Genomic DNA, 16199 nt, shown 5'->3' with positions numbered 1-16199 from the left:
CATGACGGCCTCTCCATCCTCCGCTGGACCGTCGCGACTCGCGACTCGGGTCATCCCGTGTCTCGACGTCGCCGCGGGGCGCGTCGTCAAGGGCGTGAATTTCCTGGACCTGCAGGATGCAGGCGACCCCGTCGAACTCGCCGCCCTCTACGCCGAGCAGGGTGCAGATGAGCTGACCTTCCTCGATGTCACCGCATCGACGGAGGGGCGCGGGACCACGTACGACCTCGTGACGCGCACGGCCGAGCAAGTCTTCATCCCGCTCACCGTGGGTGGGGGAGTCCGCAGCGTCGAGGACGTTCGCGTGCTGCTCGCCTGCGGTGCGGACAAGGTCGGCGTCAACTCGGCGGCCATCGCCCGCCCGGCGCTGCTCGACGAGATCTCGTCGACGTTCGGCAATCAGGTGCTGGTGCTGTCACTCGACGTGAAGCGCTCCACGGGCACCGAGTCTGGATTCGTGGTCACGTCCCACGGCGGCCGCACCGACACGGGGATCGACGCGCTGGCGTGGGCGGCAGAGGCCATCGAACGCGGCGCGGGGGAGCTCCTCGTGAACTCCATGGACGCTGACGGCACGAAGGCCGGGTTCGACCTCGAGCTCACGCGACTGGTCCGCGAGCTCTCGTCGGTGCCCGTCATCGCCTCGGGCGGAGCCGGCGCGCTCGAGCACTTCGCTCCGGCCGTCGAAGCGGGCGCGGACGCCGTGCTCGCGGCCAGCGTCTTCCACCACAGGCAATTCACGATCGGCGAGGTCAAGGACTCCCTCGCGGGGGCCGGCGTCACCGTCCGGAGGAGCGTCCGATGATCCCCGCCAGCTTCCCAGTGCCTTCGGACGAGATCGACGCGATCGTAGCGAGGACCACGTTCGACGACCGCGGCCTCGTGCCGGTCGTCGTGACGCAGTTCGACACGCGCGAGGTGCTCATGCTCGCGTACATGAACGCGGAATCGCTGCGTCTGACGCTCACCGAGGGGCGGGTCGTCTACTGGTCGCGCTCTCGCTCGGAGCTGTGGCGGAAGGGCGACACTTCCGGCAACACGCAGCGACTCGTGAGCTTCGCGCTCGACTGCGACGCCGACACCATCCTCATTCGCGTCGACCAGCACGGGCCCGCCTGCCACACGGGAACGCGAACCTGCTTTGACGGAGACCAGCACGCGCTCGACTTCCAGACGCATGTCGATGCCTGAGCGCGCCGGCAAGCGGGCGAAGCGCTCGGTGCTCCTCACGATCGTCGTCGGCGCGGGCCTCGCGACGCTCGCATGGTCTCAGGTCTGGTTCTCGTTCGACCTGGCGCTCGGCGCGCAGTCATACACCGGAGAGGTCAGAGGCGATGTCGCGGCGCCCGCCGTGATGGCGCTCGCGCTTGCGGGTCTCGCCGTCCTCGCTGCTCTCGCCTTGGCCGGTGTCGTGTTTCGGTACATCCTGGGCGGGCTCCTCGCCCTGGTCGGGGCGGTGCTCGTCCTGCAGTCGTTTGTGGCGGTGGGCAACCCGGTTCCCGCGATCGCGCCGGAGGTGACCGCAGCCTCGGGGCTCGCCGGTGAGCAGACGATCGCGGATGCGGTCGCGGCCGGAACGGTCTCCGTGACCTTCTGGCCGTGGTTGGCCGTCCTCGCCGGGGTGATCCTCGCGTGTGCCGGCGCCGTGGCGGTCGTGACCGCGCGCCGTTGGCCGACGGGTGGTCGTCGCTTCAGCACGACCGCGATCGAACGAGTGGACCTCGACTCGGAGGACGCGGATGACGCGAATGCCGCACCGACGGCTCCGGCGAGCGGCAGCGACCGGCGCGTCGAGCAGTGGGACGCGCTCAGCCACGGTGACGACCCCACCGACACAGGTGGTTCGCGAGCATCCAGCTAGACTTATCCCAGCGCACGTGACAAGGAGCACCCTCATGACTGAACTGGCGGCGAAGATGTCCCACGAACCCACGAACATCGAGGAAGCCGAGGAGGTCCAGGAAGCCCCGCTGCAGGAGCCCCACGAGAGCCACGGGCACTCGGTCGCAGCGTGGACTGGTGTCCTCATCATGCTCGTCGGCTTCACGGTCGGGACGCTCGGCATCTGGTTCGATCAGGACATCGTGACCTGGGTCGGCGTTGCCGCCATCGTCGTCGGCGCCATCGCGTGGCCGGTGCTGGCGCGTCTCGGCTTCGGGCCGAAGGCGCACTAGCTTGCTCGAGTCGCTCTATCACGGCGCGCTCGAGGACGCCGCGGAACGACGAGAGCGAACGCCCGCTCGGGCGCTCGAAGCCCGCATCTCCGAGGTCGCCCCGGCGCTCGACGCCTACGCGGCTTTGGCGCACGCCGAACGCGTCAACATCATCGCCGAGGTCAAGCGCGCGAGCCCGTCTCGCGGCCGCCTGGCAGACATCCCGGATCCCGCGGTCCTCGCCGCGTCGTACGAGCGTGGGGGAGCGGCCGCCATCTCCGTGCTCACCGAGCAGCGGAAGTTCCTGGGCTCGCTCGACGATCTCCGTGCCGTCCGCGACACCGTCGCCGTGCCGGTGCTCCGCAAGGAGTTCATTGCCGAGGAGTACCAGCTGCTGGAGGCTCGTGCCTGCGGCGCAGACCTGGCTCTCCTCATCGTCGCTGGCCTCGACCAATCGACGCTCGTGCGGCTCGCCGAGTTCACCGAGCAGCTGGGCATGACGGCGCTCGTCGAGGCGCACTCGAAGGACGAGCTGCTGCGCGGCCTCGACGCGGGAGCGCGCATCCTCGGCGTCAATGCCCGCAACCTCGCAACCTTCGAACTTCACCCTGAGCTCTTCGGAGAGCTCGCCCCCCTCTACCCGAAGGACGTGGTGAAGGTCGCAGAATCAGCGGTCCTGGAACCTGCCCACGTTCGCCGCTACCGCGACGCCGGAGCGGATGCAGTCCTGATCGGGGAGGCGCTCGTGACGGGCGGCGACCCCGAAACTACCCTGGAGACGTTCCACCTCGCATGAGCACTCAGCCCCCTAGCGCGACCTCGTTGCGCGCCGCGTCCGGCCCCTACTTCGGTGAATTCGGCGGGAGGTTCGTTCCTGAGAGCCTCATGGCCGCGCTCGACGAGTTGTCGGCGGCCTGGGAGACCGCCAAGGCTGATGACGAGTTCTGGGCTGAGCTCGCGCGTTTGCACCGCGACTACTCCGGGCGCCCCTCGATCATCACCGAGGCCCCACGGTTCGCGGCTCATGGCGGCGGCGCGCGCATCATCCTGAAGCGCGAGGACCTCAATCACACGGGCTCGCACAAGATCAACAACGTGCTCGGGCAGGCGCTCCTCACCAAGCGCATCGGCAAGACGCGAGTGATCGCCGAGACCGGGGCAGGGCAGCACGGCGTCGCGACGGCGACCGCGGCAGCACTGTTTGGGCTTGACTGCACGATCTACATGGGGGCGGTGGACACCGCTCGTCAGGCGCTCAACGTTGCGCGGATGCGACTGCTCGGCGCGGAGGTCGTGGCCGTCGAATCCGGGTCGGCGACGCTGAAGGACGCCATTAACGACGCCATGCGCGACTGGGTGGCCTCCGTGGACACGACGAACTACGTCTTCGGCACCGCCGCCGGCCCGCATCCGTTCCCGGCACTGGTCCGCGATCTTCAGGCGATCATCGGTGAGGAAGCACGTCAGCAGGTCCTCGACCTCACCGGCTCGCTGCCGGACGCCGTCGTCGCTTGCGTCGGTGGCGGATCCAACGCGATCGGCATCTTCAGCGCGTTCCTCGACGACAAATCAGTCGCGCTCTACGGCTACGAGGCAGCGGGCGACGGCGTCGACACCCCGAGGCACGCTGCGACGATCGGGGCAGGCCGCCCCGGTGTGCTTCACGGCGCGCGGACGCTGTTGCTTCAGGACACGGACGGCCAGACCATCGAATCGCACTCGATCTCAGCGGGCCTCGACTACCCGGGCGTCGGCCCCGAGCACGCGCACCTGGCGAGCATCGGGCGCGCGCAGTACCTGCCGGTGACCGACGCGGCTGCGATGGACGCGTTCAGGCTGCTCGCCCGCACCGAAGGCATCATCCCTGCCATTGAGTCGAGCCACGCGCTCGCCGGTGCGCTCGAGCTCGGCAAGGAACTTGGCCCGGATGCGACGATCCTGGTCTCGCTCTCGGGTCGCGGTGACAAAGACATGGAGACGGCCGCCGAGTACTTCGGACTCGGCGACCCGGACCGCACCGAGGGACTCGACGCATCAGAAGGACAGGGCAAGTGACCTCAGCACCCTCCACACTCGAGAGCGTTATCGACGCCGCGAACCGTGACCGCAGGGGAGCGCTCGTCGCGTACCTGCCTGTGGGCTTCCCCGACTTCGACACCTCGGTGGCCGCCGCGATCGCCGTTGTGAAGGCGGGCGCCGACATCATCGAGCTCGGTATGCCGTACTCGGACCCGGTCATGGACGGCCCCGTGATTCAGGCCGCCGCCGTGCAGGCGCTCGAGGGCGGATTCCGCACCGAGCACGTCTTCGAGGCCATCAGGCAGATCCGGGCAGAAGTCGACGCCCCGATCGTTGTCATGACGTACTGGAACCTGGTCATGCAGTACGGCGTCGACGAGTTCGCTCGGGATCTGGCTGCGGCGGGCGGAAACGGACTCATCACGCCCGATCTGGTTCCCGACGAGGGCGCTGAGTGGATCACTGCGGCATCCGACCACGACCTCGACCGCGTGTTCCTCGCCGCCCCGAGCTCCAGCGACGCGCGCCTCGACCTCGTCATCACCTCGAGCCGCGGCTTCGTGTACACGGTGTCCACGATGGGGATCACGGGCGCTCGCGCGGATGTGGACCAGGCCGCGCGCACGCTCGCAGACCGACTGCACGCCCAGGGCTGCACACGTGCCTGCGTCGGCCTGGGCATCTCGAGTGCCGAGCAGGTGCGCGAGGTCCTCGAGTACGCGGAAGGTGCCATTGTCGGCTCCGCGCTCGTCAAAGCCCTCGCGTCAGGCGGCGTCGAGGCGGTCGCAGAGACCGCCGCCCAGCTCGCGCGCGGCACTGCCGTCGACGCCTCGAACGTGAAGGAACAGGCATGACGCCACTGACCGGAATCCCAAGCCCGCCCCTCGAGTGGTCGAGCTTCGAGATCGGCCCGCTGACGGTGCACCTGTATGCACTCTTCATCGTGGCGGGCATGATCCTCGCGGTGCTCTGGACCGACCGGCGCCTCACGGCGCGCGGCGGCGAGAAGTGGATTACGGTCGACTTCGCCATCTGGGCGGTGCTGCTCGGTCTCCTCGGCGCGCGTCTCTACCATGTGTTCACGCACCCGGCCGACTACTTCTTCGAGGGCGCGAACTTCTGGCGGATCTTCTTCATCTGGGAGGGCGGCAACGCCATCATCGGCTCGCTGATCGGCGGTGCCATCGGCATCTTCATCGCCAGCCGGATGACGGGCGTGCGCATGTTGGCCTTCTCGGATGCGCTGATCCCCGGTTTGCTCCTTGCCCAAGCCGTCGGCCGCCTCGGCAACTACTTCAATCACGAGCTCTACGGTTGGCCGACCGACCTACCGTGGGGCCTGCAGATCGAGTCGAGCAATCCAGCCTTCCCGATCGGGCTCCCAGAGGGCACCCTGTTCCACCCGACGTTCCTCTACGAGATGCTGTGGAACCTCGCGGGCATCGCGATCATCGTGCTCTTGGAGCGCATGTTCCGGTGGCGCACGGGCAAGACCCTCGCTTCGTACCTCATCTGGTATGGCACGGGACGCATCTGGATTGAGTCGATCCGAGTGGACTACTCCGAGGTCATCCTCGGCATGCGGTCGAACGTGTTCGGCGCGTTGTGCCTTGTGATCATCGGCATTGCGCTGTTCGTGTACGTGTCGCGACTGCCCGTCTCGCGCCTGAGCACGGGCGTGTACCTGCCCGGCCGCGACCCGGAGACGGAGGCGAAAACGGCCGCGGAGGCCGAGGCGGCTGCAAACGCGGAGGAAGCGGACGACGCCGATGCTGAGGACGAGTCGGACGACGAGGACGAAACCTCCACGCAATCTTCGCTTCACGACGAGGAAACTTCCGAAGTCAAGCCTAAGTCGGTGGCTGGCGAGGAATCCCCTGATGAGAGCGAGGATGCTGCCCGGAGCGCACGGGGCTGACCACGTCAGGACGCCCGTCTTGCCCGCTCCCGGGTCTCACTCGAAACACGGAGGTAACACAGCGGTCGTACTCTGCTGAATGGACCGACGGACGCCTGTAGGCACCCGCCCCCACGGGCTCCGTCATCATCAGTCTTCTGTCGAGTCCGCCAAGTGACCCATGGCACCACCGACGAGGGGACGAGTTATGACCTCCGCCGCCTTTCCAACGAATGGCTATCCGACCGCAGCCGGTCTGTACGATCCTGCCAATGAGCGCGATGCCTGCGGGCTCGCGATGGTCGCCACACTGCGTGGCACACCGGGTCACGACATCATCGGACACGCGCTCGATGCGCTGCGTCACATGGAGCACCGCGGGGCGGTGGGCTCGGACGCCGGCACGGGTGACGGTGCCGGGATCCTGACGCAGATCCCCGACGACTTCTTCCGCGCCGTCAGCGGCTTCGATCTGCCGGCCGAGGGCCGCTATGCGGTGGGGAACGCCTACCTCCCCGTCGACGCCGACGAGCGCGCGAGCGTCAAGGCCGGGATTGCCAAGCTCGCGGCCGAGGAAGACCTCCGTGTCATCGGCTGGCGTGAAGTGCCCGTGCAGCCAGACGAGCTGGGCAAGCTGGCTCGAGCGGCCATGCCGGTCATCGAGCAGCTCTTCGTCCGCAGCGAGCGCCAGAACTTCCGCGGCAACCCTCGCAAGGGCGCTTCCCTCGACCGTCAGTGCTACCGACTTCGCAAGCGCGCGGAGCACTCCCTGGGCGTGTACTTCATGTCCCTGTCCTGCCGCATGATCACCTACAAGGGCATGGTGACGACGCTCCAGCTCGAGCCCTTCTACCCTGACCTCAGCGACGAGCGCTTCGCATCCAAGCTCGCCATCGTGCACTCGCGCTACTCAACGAACACGTTCCCGTCCTGGCAGCTCGCGCAGCCGATGCGCATGATGGCGCACAACGGCGAGATCAACACCGTCAGGGGCAACCGCAACTGGATGCGCGCCCGCCAGTCCCAGCTGCGCTCCGAGATCCTGGGCGACGTCTCCGACCTGTTCCCGATCGTCACCGAGGGTGCGAGCGACTCCGCGTCCTTCGACGAGGTGCTCGAGCTGCTCACGCTCTCCGGCCGCTCGCTGTCGCATGCCGTGCACATGATGGTGCCGGCCGCGTGGGAGACCGCGGAGGACCTGAGCGCCGAAGTCCGCGACTTCTACGAGTACCACTCGCTCATCATGGAGCCGTGGGATGGCCCCGCCGCGATGGCCTTCACCGACGGTCGCTACGTGTGCGCAACGCTCGACCGCAACGGCCTCCGCCCTGGTCGCTTCGTGCAGACGGCCGACGGCCTCATCGTCCTCGGCTCCGAGGTCGGCGTGGCAAGTCTCGACCCTGCCACCGTCATCAGGAAGGGGCGCCTCCGCCCGGGTCAGGTACTGCTCGTCGACACCGAGGTCGGCCGTCTCATTGAAGACGAAGAGGTCAAGCACGACCTTGCCGAGCTCCAGCCCTGGGGCGACTGGCTCGACGAAGGCCGCATCAACCTGGCCGAGCTGCCCGAGCGCGAGCACGTCACGCACACGCCTGCCTCGGTCGAGCGCCGCCAGCGCACCTTCGGCTACACGGAGGAGGAGCTGCGGATCCTGCTCGCTCCGATGGCCAAGAACGGAGCCGAGCCGATCGGCGCGATGGGCACCGACACGCCGATCGCGATCCTCACCGACCGCCCCCGCCTCGTTTTCGACTACTTCACGCAGAACTTTGCGCAGGTCACGAACCCGCCGCTCGACGCGATCCGTGAGGAGGTCGTCACCAGCCTGACCACGAGCATCGGCCCCCAGGAGAATCTCCTGAGCGCGGGTCCGGAGCACGCCCGCCAGGTTGTCCTCGACTTCCCGGTCATCGACAACGACCAGCTCGCGAAGATCCAGCACATCGAGCAGCGCCCAGGCATCGACGCGGCCGAGACACTCCGCGGCTGCTATCGCGTTGACGACGGCGTCGAGGGGCTACGTAAGCGCCTCGCGGAACTCTGCGAGGAAGCCGATCGCGCCATCGATGCAGGCGCCGGCTTCATCGTGCTGTCCGACCGCGACTCGAACCGTGACTACGCGCCCATCCCGTCGCTGCTCATGACCAGCGCCGTGCACCACCACCTGATCCGCACCGAACGTCGCATGCGCGTCGGCCTCGTCATCGAGGCTGGCGACGTGCGCGAGGTGCACCACGTGGCCGTGCTGCTCGGCTACGGCGCGTCAGCCGTCAACCCGTACCTCGCCATGGAGTCGTGCGAGGACATGGTCCGCCAGGGCAAGCTCACTGGCGTCACCGAGGAGAAGGCCGTCGCCAACCTCATCAAGGCGCTCGGTAAGGGCGTGTTGAAGATCATGTCGAAGATGGGAATCTCTGCCGTCTCGTCCTACGCCGGGGCCCAGTGCTTCGAAGCCGTCGGCCTCTCAAACGAGCTGGTCAGCGAGTACTTCACGGGCACGGCGAGCAAGATTTCCGGCATGGGACTCGAGGGCATAGCCCGAGAGAACCAGCTACGCCACCGCCACGCCTACCCGGCCCAGGCTGCGCCCGCGTCGCACCGTCCGCTCGACATCGGCGGCGAGTACCAGTGGCGCCGTGAGGGGCCACCGCACCTCTTCAACCCGAACACGATCTTCCGCCTCCAGCACTCGACCCGCGAGGGTCGGTACGACATCTTCAAGGAGTACACGAAGCTCGTCGACGACCAGGCCGCCGAGACGATGACCCTCCGAGGCCTCTTCAAGCTGAAGGTCGGGGAACGGCCGCCGGTCCCGATCGACGAGGTTGAGCCCGCATCCGAGATCCTGAAGCGCTTCCAGACCGGAGCGATGAGCTACGGCTCCATCTCCAAGGAAGCGCACGAGACCCTCGCCATCGCGATGAACCGCATCGGCGGCAAGTCCAACACGGGCGAGGGAGGAGAAGACGTCGAGCGTCTACTCGACCCCGAGCGTCGCAGCGCTATCAAGCAGGTCGCCTCCGGTCGCTTCGGCGTGACGAGCATGTACCTGACGCACGCCGATGACATCCAGATCAAGCTCGCACAGGGCGCGAAGCCGGGCGAGGGCGGCCAGCTGCCCCCGACGAAGGTCTACCCGTGGGTCGCCCGCACGCGCCACGCGACGCCCGGCGTCGGCCTCATCTCGCCGCCCCCGCACCACGACATTTACTCGATCGAAGACCTCAAGCAGCTCATCTTCGACCTCAAGCGGGCCAACCCGTCCGCGCGCATCCACGTGAAGCTCGTGAGCGAGAACGGCATCGGCGCGGTCGCCGCTGGCGTGACCAAGGCGCTCGCCGACGTCGTGCTCGTGTCCGGCCACGACGGTGGCACGGGTGCGTCGCCGCTCAACTCCCTCAAGCACGCGGGCACGCCCTGGGAGCTCGGACTGGCGGAGACGCAGCAGACGCTGATGCTGAACGGCCTCCGCGATCGCGTGGTTGTGCAGGTGGATGGTCAGCTCAAGACGGGCCGGGACGTCATCGTCGGCGCGCTGCTCGGGGCCGAAGAGTTCGGCTTCGCGACCGCAGCCCTCGTGGTCTCCGGCTGCATCATGATGCGCGTCTGCCACCTCGACACGTGCCCCGTCGGCGTCGCGACCCAGAACCCCGAGCTGCGCGAGCGCTACACGGGGCAGGCAGATCACGTCGTGAACTTCTTCGAGTTCGTGGCGCAGGAAGTCCGCGAATACCTCGCCGAGCTGGGCGTGCGGTCCCTCGACGAGATCATCGGGAAGCGCGAGCTGCTCGAAGTCGATGAGGCCATGCACCACTGGAAGACGCAGGGTCTCGACCTCTCTCGCGTGCTCACGGGCCACGAGTTCGGCGACGCGCCGACGCGCAGCCTCGTCACTCAGGAGCACGAACTCGACCAGCACTTCGACCAGAAGCTGCTTGAGCTCGCCGAGCAGGCCCTCGAGCGGGGCGAAAGCGTCAAGGTGTCAATGGATGTCATCAACACTGACCGCGCCGTCGGCACGATGCTCGGGCACCACGTGACGCTCAAGCACGGCGAGCACGGCTTGCCTGCAGGAACGATCGACATCGAGCTGCGGGGGACCGCCGGGCAGTCGCTCGGCGCGTTCCTGCCGAACGGCATCCGCATCCGCCTCGTCGGCGACTCGAACGACTACGTCGGCAAGGGCCTCAGCGGCGGCGAGATCATCCTCAGGCCGGACGAGCGCGCCCCCTTCAAGTCGCACGAGAACGTCATTGCCGGCAACGTCATCGGCTATGGCGCGACCAGCGGCACCATGTTCCTGAGCGGCGTGGTTGGCGAGCGGTTCCTCGTTCGCAACTCTGGGGCGACGGCGGTCGCCGAAGCCGTGGGCGACCACGCGCTCGAGTACATGACCGGCGGGCTCGCCGTGATCCTCGGCGAGACGGGAAAGAACTTCGGCGCAGGCATGTCGGGCGGCATCGCCTACGTGCACAGGCTCGACCCGAAGCTCGTCAACCCCGACATGGTCGCAACCGGCGAGCTCGGACTCACGACGCTGACCAGCGCCGACGCAGACATCCTGCGCGACATCCTCGAACGGCACGTCAAGGAGACCGACTCGCAACTCGCTCGCGAGATGCTGGACGACTTCGAAACGGTCTCGAAGGAGTTCACCAAGGTGCTTCCGCGCGACTACGCGAAGGTCACCGAGATCCGCAACGCCGCCGTCGAACGCGGTGGCGACCCCGACGACAGCACGACCTGGCACGAGATTCTGGAGGCGACCCGTGGCTGACCCGAGAGGATTCCTCACCAACCGCGAGCGGGAGCTGCCGAAGCGTCGCCCGGTCCCGGTGCGCATCATGGACTTCAGCGAGGTCTACGACCCGCAGGAGCCGACGCAGTTGCGCAGGCAGGCAGGCCGCTGCATGGACTGCGGCGTGCCCTTCTGCCATCAGGGCTGCCCCCTCGGCAACATCATTCCCGAGTGGAACGACCTGACCTTCCGAGGCGACATGGCGGGCGCCAGCGAACGCCTGCACGCGACCAACAACTTCCCGGAGTTCACGGGCAGACTGTGCCCGGCTCCCTGCGAGTCGTCGTGTGTGCTTGGCATCAACCAGCCCGCGGTGACGATCAAGCGCATCGAGCAGACCATCGCCGACACGGCCTTCGCCGAGGGCAACGTGCGTCCGCATCCACCCGAGCGCCTCACCGGAAAGACCGTCGCCGTGGTGGGCTCCGGACCCGCCGGACTCGCCGCAGCCCAGCAACTCACGCGCGCCGGACACACGGTCGCGGTCTTCGAACGGGACGACCGCATCGGCGGCCTGTTGCGCTACGGGATCCCAGACTTCAAGATGGAGAAGTCGGTGCTCGACGCACGCCTCTCGCAGATGCGCGCTGAGGGCACCCGTTTCCGCACGGGCATCGAGATCGGCCGCGACATCACGTGGGACAACCTGCGCCAGCGTTACGACGCCGTCGTGGTCTGCACCGGGGCAATGGTCCCGCGCGACCTTCCGGTTCCAGGACGCGAGCTCAAGGGCGTCCACTTCGCGATGGACTTCCTGACCCAGTCCAACCGGGTCGTGGCGGGCGACGACCTCGCCTCGCAGATCCACGCTGAAGACAAGCACGTCATCGTCATCGGCGGCGGTGACACCGGCGCCGACTGCATCGGCACCTCGCATCGACAGGGTGCCGCGTCGGTCACGAACCTCGCGATCGGCAAGGAGCCCCCGACGGAACGTCCGGCGCACCAGCCGTGGCCAACGACGCCCACGCTCTTTGAGGTATCTACCTCGCACGAGGAGGGTGGCGAGCGCGAGTTCCAGGCGTCGACCGTCGAGTTCATTGGCGACGAGTCCGGGCGAGTTCGCGCCATCCGGCTCGCCGAGACCGAGTTCCGCGCCGATGGCTCACGCGGCCCCAAGGCCGGCACCGAGCGTGAACTTCCCGCCGACCTCGTGCTGCTCGCTATGGGGTTCACCGGCCCCGAGCGCCACACGATCGAGCCGCAGCTGCAGCTGGCCTTCACGTCCCGCGGTGCGCTTGACCGCACACCGGAGTACGCGACCGAGCTCCCCGGAGTGTTCGTCGCGGGCGACGCTGGGCGCGGTCAGTCACTCATCGTCTGGGCAATCGCCGAGGGACGTGCGGCAGCCGCATCCGTCGACCGGTATCTTGAACAGTCGACGGAACTCCCCGAGCCGATCCTCGCCACCGAGCGCGCGATCTCCCTCTGATTCCGCCACCACGCGCCTCTGGGCGCACCACAGTCTCGACGAACCGGAGATATGCATGAGCCGTAGAGCGAAGATCGTCGCCACCCTTGGCCCAGCCGTCAATACCCCCGAAGGGATCCGCGCCTTGATCGGTGCGGGCGTGAACGTCACGCGCTTCAACCTCAGCCACGGTGATCACTCGGTGCACACCGACAACTACAAGCTGGTGCGGGATGCGGCAGAGGAGCTCGGCGTTCCGGTCGCGATCCTGGTCGATCTGCAGGGCCCGAAGATCCGGCTCGAGAAGTTCGAGGACGGCCCCCACGACCTCGCGGTCGGGGACATCTTCAAGATCACCTCTCAGGACGTGCCAGGCACGAAGGACCTCGTGGGCACGACCTACAAGGGCCTCCCGACCGATGTGAAGCCGGGCGACCCGCTGCTCATCGATGACGGCAAGGTGCTCGTGCGTGTCGTGGAGAGCGACGGGGTCACCGTCACGACCCGCGTCGAGGTACCTGGGAAGGTCTCGAACAACAAGGGCATCAACCTGCCCGGCGTCGCGGTGAACGTGCCCGCGCTGTCCGAGAAGGACGAGGACGACCTGCGCTGGGCGCTGCGCATCGGCGCCGACATCATCGCGCTGTCGTTCGTGCGCTCGGCGGAGGACATCAATCGTGTGCACGCGATCATGGACGAGGAAGGCGTGCGCCTTCCCGTGATCGCGAAGATCGAGAAGCCGCAGGCCGTCGAGAACCTGAACGAGATCGTCGACGCGTTCGACGGCATCATGGTCGCCCGCGGCGACCTGGGCGTGGAGCTGCCGCTCGAGCAGGTCCCGATCGTGCAGAAGAACGCGGTCCAGCAGGCGCGTCGCTGGGCGAAGCCCGTGATCGTCGCGACGCAGATGCTCGAGACGATGATCGAGAACCCGCGCCCGACCCGCGCGGAAGCCTCCGACTGCGCGAACGCGGTCCTGGATGGCGCGGACGCGCTCATGCTGTCGGGCGAGACGAGCGTCGGCGCGTTCCCGATCGAGGCCGTCAAGACCATGGCGCGCATCATCGAGTCGACCGAGACCCACGGCCTCGACCGCATCCCGCCTTTGGGCACGAAGCCCTTCACGCAGGGTGGAGCGATCACCCTCGCTGCGTCGGAAGTGGGCGAGTTCCTCAAGGCGAAGTACTACTGCGTGTTCACCGAGTCGGGCGACTCGGTACGCCGCATGGCTCGTCTGCGCACCGAGATCCCCGTGCTCGGCTTCACCCCGTCGCCGCACATCGCGCGGCGCATGAACCTCTACTGGGGTGTCAAGGCCGCTCTCGTCGAGCGGGTCACGCACACCGATGAGATGATCGGGCAGGTCGATAAGTACCTCATCGAGAACGGCCTCGCCCAGGCGGGCGACGTTGTCGTGGTCGTGGCTGGCATGCCACCAGGACGCGCAGGCACCACCAACGACCTCCGCGTCCACCGCGTGGGCGTCGACGACGACCGCATCGTCCCCGCCTACGAAGGCAAGCACACCCGCTGACCCACAGCACGACCAGCATGGCCGGACCGGAGCTCGCTCCAGTCCGGCCATGCGTGGTTTCTGCAGCGTCACGTTTGCGTCCCGCGGATGGCCCCTCGACAGGTATCGTTTTCCCATGTCGACCTCAGAGATGGGCAGCGCCACGTGAGCCCAGTGCAGGGTTCCGCGGAGATGGATGTCAGTGACTCGCTCGTCGCCTCGACCGCCTGGCGCCCGGACATTCTCGGGCCGGGCTTCTCGGCGCTTGACCTGCCCCTCCGGCCGGACCATGAGGGGGAGGTACTCGCGACGCTGATCCGAGGGCCAAGAGCGGACCGCTTCGCGCGCGGGCCAGCGCGCGGCGCCGATGTGCTCTACGTGCACGGCTGGTCCGACTACTTCTTCCAGAAGCACCACGCGCAGTACTGGGCCAGGGAGGGCGCACGGTTCTTCGCCCTCGACCTCCGCAAGTACGGGCGCAGCCTGCGAGACCACCAGACTCCCGGGTTCGTGACCGACCTGGCGACCTACGACGAGGAGCTCGACAGGGCCCTCGAGGTGATGGGCCACGGCCCCGGAGGGCACCGCAGGGGGCGCCATCCGCTCGTCCTCGTGGGGCACTCGACCGGTGGGCTCACGCTGAGCCTCTGGGCCGATCGGCATCCAGGTCGAGCGGATGCGCTCATCCTGAACAGCCCGTGGCTCGAGTTGCAGACCCGCGCAGCGGTCCGGACCGCGCTGACGCCGCTCATGACGATCGCGGCACAACTGCGGCCGAGTGACGCGTTCAACAACATCGACTTCGGCTTCTACACTCGCGCGGTCAAGAAGGAGTTCGGCGGGGAATGGGAGTTCGACGACCGGTGGCGTCCAACCCCAAGCTTCACCGTGCGTGCCGGCTGGTTGAACGCGATTCTCGCTGGCCACTCCGCGGTGGCCGTCGGACTCGACATCAAGGCACCCGTCTTGACGATGCTGTCGTCGCGGAGCACCCTGTCGCCGATCTGGCACGACTCGATGCGGCGGACCGACTCTGTCCTGAGAGTCGATGACATCGCGCGGCGCTCGCTGAATCTGGGCGACACGGTGACCGTCCGACGCCTCGACGGCGCACTGCACGACGTGCTGCTGTCTGAACCCGACGTGCGCGCGAAGGCGTTCGAGGCGATGACGCAGTGGCTCACGGGTTATCTGCGCTGAGCTGATTGCACGAGGGAACATCCGCGGCGCACACGCGGTTGGAGTGCGTGTACCCCCGCGTCGAAACCGAAAGGCCAGCATGAGCCGTCTCCTCTCGCCCGTGACCCTCCCGAGTGCGGACGGCGGCGGGCTCCCGCTGCGCAACGCCACGTTCCTGGCACCCATGTGCCAGTACTCCGTGACTGCGCGCGACGGACTGCCCACACTGTGGCACCTCGTGCACCTGGGAGCGCGGTCGAGCGGCGGTTTTGGACTCGTGTGGACCGAGGCAACGGCCGTGGTCCCCGGGGGGCGGATCTCGCCGGAAGACACCGGACTCTGGAGCGACGAGCACACCGAGGCATGGCGACCGATCGTCGACTTCATCCACGGGCAGGGTGCGGCAGCCGGCATCCAGCTCGCCCACGCCGGCGCGAAGGCATCCACGTACCCTGCATTGCCTGACAGCGAGCGCGGACGAGTCCCAGAGGGCGAAGGGGGCTGGACCGCAGTGGCCCCGTCGAGCAGCGACGTCTACGGGCTCGCGCTCCCAGCGACACTCGACACAGCAGAGATCGCCGAACTGGTGACCGCGTGGGGCGTTGCTGCCCGTCGAGCGCATGCGGCCGGATTCGACGCACTGCAAATCCACGCGGCCCACGGCTACCTCCTTCACGAGTTCCTCTCGCCTCGTTCGAACACACGGACCGACGAGTACGGTGGCGGCTTCGAGAACCGCATCCGCTTTCCGCTCGAGGTCGTGGCTGAGGTGCGACGCAACTGGCCAGCCGACAAGCCGCTCGCCATCCGCTTCTCTGGTGAGGACTGGGCGCCCGACGGCTGGACGATCGCGGACACCGTCGAACTCGCCAAGCGCGTGCATGAGCTGGGCGTCACGGTGTTCGATCTCTCGAGCGGCGGGATCGGCGCGTTCACGGGTCCCGTCGGTCCCGGCTACCAGGTGACGCTGGCGCGCGCCGTCCGCGAAGCGCTTCCCGCCGAGGGGACCTTCGTGACGGCGGTCGGGCAGATCACAGACGCGGGGCACGCAGAATCCATCCTCGTTGCCGGCGACGCCGACGGCATCACGATCGGCAGAGCCGCGCTCGCCAACCCGAACTGGCCCGTCCATGCGGCGGTCGAGCTCGGCGACGGACAAGAGGGACTCGTCGCGCCCCAGTACTGGCGCGCATCCATGGGGTGAGCGGCCGGGGCGCCCGATCCGGCGC

The 16199-nt window shown here is 67.8% G+C and carries 13 protein-coding genes; all 13 read left to right on the top strand.

Annotated elements, in window-relative coordinates; translation table 11 throughout:
- Nucleotide 1: 1 nt before the first annotated feature.
- The 13 genes from hisF (at nt 2) to ACPYN9_RS03145 (ending at nt 16174) form a co-directional block, all read left to right on the top strand.
- Nucleotides 2–805: an imidazole glycerol phosphate synthase subunit HisF gene (hisF, locus tag ACPYN9_RS03205; protein WP_424463853.1), complete on the top strand. Its 804-nt coding sequence runs from the start codon at nt 2–4 to the stop codon at nt 803–805.
- Nucleotides 802–1191 carry a phosphoribosyl-AMP cyclohydrolase gene (gene hisI, locus ACPYN9_RS03200; RefSeq protein ID WP_424463852.1) on the top strand — a complete coding sequence of 130 codons (390 nt, stop codon included), beginning with the start codon at nt 802–804 and terminating at the stop codon, nt 1189–1191. The genes hisF and hisI overlap by 4 nt, the downstream gene beginning before the upstream one ends.
- Nucleotides 1184–1861, top strand: a complete 678-nt coding sequence (locus tag ACPYN9_RS03195) for a Trp biosynthesis-associated membrane protein (RefSeq protein WP_424463851.1) — start codon at nt 1184–1186, stop codon at nt 1859–1861. Before hisI ends, ACPYN9_RS03195 begins: the two co-directional genes overlap by 8 nt.
- Before the next feature lie 34 nt (nt 1862–1895).
- On the top strand, nt 1896–2174 hold the full coding sequence (locus ACPYN9_RS03190; protein WP_424463849.1) for an HGxxPAAW family protein: 279 nt from the start codon (nt 1896–1898) through the stop codon (nt 2172–2174).
- Between the two features lies 1 nt (nt 2175).
- Nucleotides 2176–2949 (top strand): indole-3-glycerol phosphate synthase TrpC, encoded by a 774-nt coding sequence (gene trpC / locus ACPYN9_RS03185; protein WP_424463848.1) that lies wholly within the window; start codon nt 2176–2178, stop codon nt 2947–2949.
- Nucleotides 2946–4208 (top strand): tryptophan synthase subunit beta, encoded by a 1263-nt coding sequence (gene trpB, locus ACPYN9_RS03180; protein ID WP_424463846.1) that lies wholly within the window; start codon nt 2946–2948, stop codon nt 4206–4208. Before trpC ends, trpB begins: the two co-directional genes overlap by 4 nt.
- Complete coding sequence (trpA, locus tag ACPYN9_RS03175; protein ID WP_424463845.1) at nt 4205–5026, top strand: tryptophan synthase subunit alpha; 822 nt, start codon at nt 4205–4207, stop codon at nt 5024–5026. Before trpB ends, trpA begins: the two co-directional genes overlap by 4 nt.
- On the top strand, nt 5023–6090 hold the full coding sequence (lgt, locus tag ACPYN9_RS03170) for a prolipoprotein diacylglyceryl transferase (protein WP_424463843.1): 1068 nt from the start codon (nt 5023–5025) through the stop codon (nt 6088–6090). Before trpA ends, lgt begins: the two co-directional genes overlap by 4 nt.
- Before the next feature lie 187 nt (nt 6091–6277).
- Entirely contained in the window at nt 6278–10846 is a 4569-nt protein-coding gene (gltB, locus tag ACPYN9_RS03165) for a glutamate synthase large subunit (RefSeq protein ID WP_424463841.1), read from the top strand.
- Complete coding sequence (locus ACPYN9_RS03160) at nt 10839–12299, top strand: glutamate synthase subunit beta (protein WP_424463839.1); 1461 nt, start codon at nt 10839–10841, stop codon at nt 12297–12299. Before gltB ends, ACPYN9_RS03160 begins: the two co-directional genes overlap by 8 nt.
- Before the next feature lie 55 nt (nt 12300–12354).
- Nucleotides 12355–13812 carry a pyruvate kinase gene (gene pyk, locus ACPYN9_RS03155; RefSeq protein ID WP_424463837.1) on the top strand — a complete coding sequence of 486 codons (1458 nt, stop codon included), beginning with the start codon at nt 12355–12357 and terminating at the stop codon, nt 13810–13812.
- A gap of 144 nt (nt 13813–13956) precedes the next feature.
- Nucleotides 13957–14991 (top strand): alpha/beta hydrolase, encoded by a 1035-nt coding sequence (locus ACPYN9_RS03150; protein WP_424463836.1) that lies wholly within the window; start codon nt 13957–13959, stop codon nt 14989–14991.
- A 79-nt stretch (nt 14992–15070) separates the two neighbouring features.
- Entirely contained in the window at nt 15071–16174 is a 1104-nt protein-coding gene (locus ACPYN9_RS03145; RefSeq protein ID WP_424463835.1) for an NADH:flavin oxidoreductase/NADH oxidase, read from the top strand.
- Nucleotides 16175–16199: the final 25 nt, after the last annotated feature.

The sequence above is a fragment of the Pseudoclavibacter helvolus genome (assembly GCF_049707175.1).
Classification (GTDB): Bacteria; Actinomycetota; Actinomycetes; order Actinomycetales; family Microbacteriaceae; genus Pseudoclavibacter; species Pseudoclavibacter helvolus_A.
The sequence above is the reverse complement of the archived record's forward strand: the minus strand, read 5'-3'. Positions and strand labels throughout refer to the sequence as shown.

Bases quoted from the DNA above. Each gene is read 5' to 3' on its own strand.
- hisF (WP_424463853.1), top strand. From the start codon at position 2: ATGACGGCCTCTCCATCCTCCGCTGGACCGTCGCGACTCGCGACTCGG.
- hisI (WP_424463852.1), top strand. From the start codon at position 802: ATGATCCCCGCCAGCTTCCCAGTGCCTTCGGACGAGATCGACGCGATC.
- ACPYN9_RS03195 (WP_424463851.1), top strand. From the start codon at position 1,184: ATGCCTGAGCGCGCCGGCAAGCGGGCGAAGCGCTCGGTGCTCCTCACG.
- ACPYN9_RS03190 (WP_424463849.1), top strand. From the start codon at position 1,896: ATGACTGAACTGGCGGCGAAGATGTCCCACGAACCCACGAACATCGAG.
- trpB (WP_424463846.1), top strand. From the start codon at position 2,946: ATGAGCACTCAGCCCCCTAGCGCGACCTCGTTGCGCGCCGCGTCCGGC.
- lgt (WP_424463843.1), top strand. From the start codon at position 5,023: ATGACGCCACTGACCGGAATCCCAAGCCCGCCCCTCGAGTGGTCGAGC.
- gltB (WP_424463841.1), top strand. From the start codon at position 6,278: ATGACCTCCGCCGCCTTTCCAACGAATGGCTATCCGACCGCAGCCGGT.
- pyk (WP_424463837.1), top strand. From the start codon at position 12,355: ATGAGCCGTAGAGCGAAGATCGTCGCCACCCTTGGCCCAGCCGTCAAT.
- ACPYN9_RS03145 (WP_424463835.1), top strand. From the start codon at position 15,071: ATGAGCCGTCTCCTCTCGCCCGTGACCCTCCCGAGTGCGGACGGCGGC.